Source organism: Coleofasciculus sp., assembly GCF_046565525.1.
GTDB lineage: Bacteria > Cyanobacteriota > Cyanobacteriia > Cyanobacteriales > Coleofasciculaceae > Coleofasciculus.
Genome location: NZ_JBKHUP010000217.1, coordinates 1 through 4,107 on the forward strand (window position 1 = coordinate 1; position 4,107 = coordinate 4,107).

A 4,107-nucleotide genomic window follows, 5' to 3' on the forward strand; every position below is an offset into this window, starting at 1 on the left:
TCATGCCCTATTCATGACTTCGGAGCAGGTTCCCTCTGCCAATCCGCGTCTTCACGAAGTAAGGCGCGGTTCATGAATTATGCTCAGGTGGTCAAATCGTCGTAAGAGTGCTACATTTATTTATTGTAGTTGTAAATAAATGTAAAGTTTCAGATTAATCCAACTCTAACTGTTTACCATACCTCGGTTTGAGCGTTTTTTATTCAACCAAGTGGATAAGGGAAATAGGAGTTCAGACACCATGAGCCGACTGATAGCGAACGAACACCTAATGCGAGACGACTTACAAGAGTCTCTAGAGCGTCATCATATCAATCCTGCTACATTAAGTACGTTTCAGAGAATTTTACTAACCACCGATGGTACATTAACCGATATTCTGGAAGCCTATCTATTTGAACAGATAAAGGTTTTCAAACTCTCACAAAATCTCATTCCCATTCCCGAATCGCTTCCAGCTATGGAATTAGCTGAAGGGACAGAAGTAATTGATAGACGCATCTTACTCCAAGGGCGCATTAGTCGCAAAAACTATATTTACGCGGAATCAATCCTGGTTCCCGAACGGCTTGATGATAATTTTAGACATGAATTATTTAAAACCAAAACCCCAATTGGTAAGATTTGGTTAGAGCAAAGGGTGGAAACTTTCAAAGAAATTTTGGATTCAGCGAAAGAACCGGCTCAGAGTTTAGCGGAGTATTTTACTATTGAGCCGAGGGACAATCTGCTCTCCCGTACCTATCGCGTATTTACCAATGGTAAACCTGTAATGATGATTACAGAAAAGTTTCCTGAACGTTATTTCCTTAATAGTGTCTGATTTCTTTGGCATGGATGCGTTAGCGTGATGGTTCGGCATAGCTGAAATGGTGAAATAGATTTTATGGTTAAACTGAAGTTCCCCCAACCAAAAAATTGAAACTGTCTCACCGTGCGGCTTGCCGCGATTTTTGACCAGCCCTACTTATGTACAATCGCCGAAACCTTTTCGACTAAACAGGGATTGTAATTAGGTCGAAATTGTGTTAATAAATTTTCGTTTTTTTCGGGATATATCTAATGAATAGAATATTGTATTATCATCAACAATCCAACTTTTCTCGGAAAATCCGAATCCTGCTAGCTGAGAAAAATTTAGAGTGCGAACTAAGAGAAATCAATCTGCTTGATAAACCCCCGGAATTTATCAATCTTTCTCCTATTGGTAAAGTCCCTGTGTTTGTCGATGAAGATGGGACGGTGATTTGGGATTCTACATTAATTGCGGAGTATCTAGACGAAACCTATCCACAACCGAGGTTTTACCCCAGTGAGCCTCGGGCAAGGCTTGAGTGTCGTAAATGGGAAGAACTCGCAGATTATTTAGGTGATACTATTATCAATTTATGGCTACTAAATTTGAAGAATAATTTCACCGATACTCGTTATCGGACAAGATTAGAAACGTCAATTAATCGCCTTTTACCAGTTTTTGATCAACAATTAGCTAAGTCTAACTACTTGTTGGGGGATGAAACCTGGACAGCCGCCGATGTAGCTGCTTTATGTTCCCTGGGCTACTACAGCTTGCGCCTGGATGAAGATTGGCAAGTAAAGTATATTCACTTAAAAGATTGGTTTAATAAGTTACACGAACGCTCCTCGGTTCAGTCCACGGTTCCTCAAAAAAGTTAATGTCCTCTGACCCTGGGTGTAGTACATCTGGAGCAGGGGGGATTAAGGGGGGTTATTTTCAAGGTAACGAGATTCAACATTTCACACGGAAAGCTTTTCCCCTTAAGTTGACACAGATGCACATCGGTACGCCCCTACATTAATAAAAAAATGAAGGATGAAAATTATCCTTCATCTTTCATGAGAATTTCTCAATCGGTTATAGTGACTGTTGATAAGGACTGGTCAACTTATCCAGCTGCTGTACCAACAAACTCAGGAATAAGCCCACATCGGTAACCACACCCACGGATTCTAATGAACCGCGATCGCTCAACTTAGTCACAACGGCTGGATTGATATCCACACAAACCATTTTCACCCCGGCTGGGGTCATATTTCCGACACCAATGGAGTGCAGCATCGTAGACAGCATCAAAATCATGTCCGCCCCTTCCAGCAGCTTGGCATAGTCGGCTTGGGCTTTAATCAAATCCATCTGGGTATCGGGTAGGGGTCCATCATCGCGAATGGAACCGGCGAGAGAAAAGGGAACATTATGTGTCACGCATTCATACATAATGCCTTTTGTCAATACTCCCTTTTCCACAGCCCCAGCAATACTGCCATAACGACGGATGGTATTAATTACCTTGAGATGGTGTCGGTGTCCACCCCGCACCGGGACACCCCGTTTCATATCCACGCCCAGAGAGGTTCCCATCAGGGATTGCTCAATATCATGAACTGCGATCGCATTACCACCCAACAGCGCCTGCACATACCCTTTACGAATTAGACGGGCTAAATGTTGAGAACCGCCCGTGTGAATCACCACCGGACCGGCGGTGACAACAACCTTGCCCCCTTGATCGCGAATTTGGCGTAATTCCCAGGCAATTTGCTCGACAATTAATTCCACCCGGCGTTCCGATGAGACGCCAGCACCCATGAAGCTAAATTCTTCACTCCCACGCGATTCGCGGGTTTTCGGCTTGTGAACTGTGCGAATGCCTTCTACACCGACAATCACCTGTTCACCGACTTCTAGATCCCGCAGGATTTTACACCGAGCGATGGGTTGGGAGTCAATCTGGGTAATCGCAATTGCCCCATCCATGCGATGGTTTTGTACCTTCACCCACTCACCCTTAATCCGGACTTCTGTGGGATAAATCGTGGAGACGTAGAAGTCATCCGGCGCTACACCCGCTTGAATCACGGGTTCTAGATTAGCATCACACACCTCTTGGGCGGGAGCGACAGCGCCCAACTCAATCAGTTGGCTCATCACCTCTTCCATCACATCATGGGAGGGTGCAGATACGCGAATCTCAGCGTTGGATGTGCTTTGCCGTTGGACACCCAGCTCGAAGTTGAGAACCTGGAAGCTACCGCCGGTTTCGACAATCAGATCTAAGGCGCGACTGATGAGTCCAGAGTCTAGCAAATGTCCTTCTAGGCGAATGGTGCGGCTTTCTACCAGGACATTGGCGTGGAGTTCAGTACGGACAGGTTCAGTTACTCGTAAGGTCAAGCATTTAGCCGCGCCACCTGCTTTGAGGAATTCCGTCAGGGGTGTTTCCATCACCCTAAACCCCGCCTCAGCCAAACGTTGCTTGAGGCGATCGCTGGCTTTGTTCATGACCACAACTTGGTCAATATTCACCGCATTGCAGGCGAAGTTCACCGCATCGGCTTCTTCTAGGGCGATGCGTTTTTCTGGTGCGACTCGCATCTCAATTAAGCGATTGGAGTACGCATCAAAGGCTGGGGGATAGTAGAGTAAATAGCCGCCCGTCAGGGGACAGAAACAGGTATCTAAGTGATAGAAGCGCTCATCGGTGAGTCGCAGGGAGACGACTTCAATATCAAGCCATTTTGCTAGATAGGGGTGAGAATCTAATTCTGATCGGAAGCCGTAGCCCGCCCACAACCAGCGTCCTTCTCGATCGAGGAGGGCATCACCTGCGCCTTCAAAGGGGAGTTCTTTGGGGAGTTCGTAGACAGTGTAGCCTTGGGCTTCAAACCACTTCTTGAAATGGGGTTCCTCACCCTGGCGTTCTTTGTGCAAGAACCGACTCAGGACAACATTTTTACCCAAAACCAGCCCCGCATTTGCCGTAAACACCATATCGGGCCACCCTTGTTGAGGGTTAACCAAATCCACGATCGCGTGGTCTTTGAGGACATGGTGCAATTTGTGCCACTGTTCGACGGCGCGATCGCGCGAGGACTTATGAATATTCCCTTCCATCCAGGGATTAATCACGTAGTCCACGTCGTAGTGGTCGGGGGAGCACATGAGAAAGCGAATCGAATCAGTCATAATCAATTAAAAATGGGTAGACGCTGACAATAGATTTCCAATTTGACCGAGAACTAGGGATACAAGCCTCGTCCTTTTAGGACGACTTTTTATTTTCTCTTAGTCTTGTATTGTAATAAATA

Annotated in this window: 3 protein-coding genes; 2 read left to right on the forward strand and 1 reads right to left on the reverse strand. The window is 45.9% G+C overall.

The window, feature by feature from the left end; translation table 11 throughout:
- Positions 1-241: 241 nt before the first annotated feature.
- Both ACLGGO_RS35100 and ACLGGO_RS35105 read left to right on the forward strand, forming a co-directional pair.
- On the forward strand, positions 242-823 hold the full coding sequence (locus tag ACLGGO_RS35100; RefSeq protein WP_446422785.1) for a chorismate--pyruvate lyase family protein: 582 nt from the start codon (positions 242-244) through the stop codon (positions 821-823).
- A gap of 239 nt (positions 824-1,062) precedes the next feature.
- Complete coding sequence (locus ACLGGO_RS35105) at positions 1,063-1,677, forward strand: glutathione S-transferase family protein (protein ID WP_446422786.1); 615 nt, start codon at positions 1,063-1,065, stop codon at positions 1,675-1,677.
- Between the two features lie 199 nt (positions 1,678-1,876).
- Here the strand turns inward: ACLGGO_RS35105 and argZ are convergent, their stop codons facing one another.
- Positions 1,877-3,985: a bifunctional arginine dihydrolase/ornithine cyclodeaminase gene (argZ, locus tag ACLGGO_RS35110; protein ID WP_446422787.1), complete on the reverse strand. Its 2,109-nt coding sequence runs from the start codon at positions 3,983-3,985 to the stop codon at positions 1,877-1,879.
- Positions 3,986-4,107 lie beyond the last annotated feature (122 nt).

Coding starts and splice junctions, on each gene's coding strand:
- argZ (WP_446422787.1), bottom strand. CDS start 3,985: ATGACTGATTCGATTCGCTTTCTCATGTGCTCCCCCGACCACTACGAC.
- ACLGGO_RS35100 (WP_446422785.1), top strand. CDS start 242: ATGAGCCGACTGATAGCGAACGAACACCTAATGCGAGACGACTTACAA.
- ACLGGO_RS35105 (WP_446422786.1), top strand. CDS start 1,063: ATGAATAGAATATTGTATTATCATCAACAATCCAACTTTTCTCGGAAA.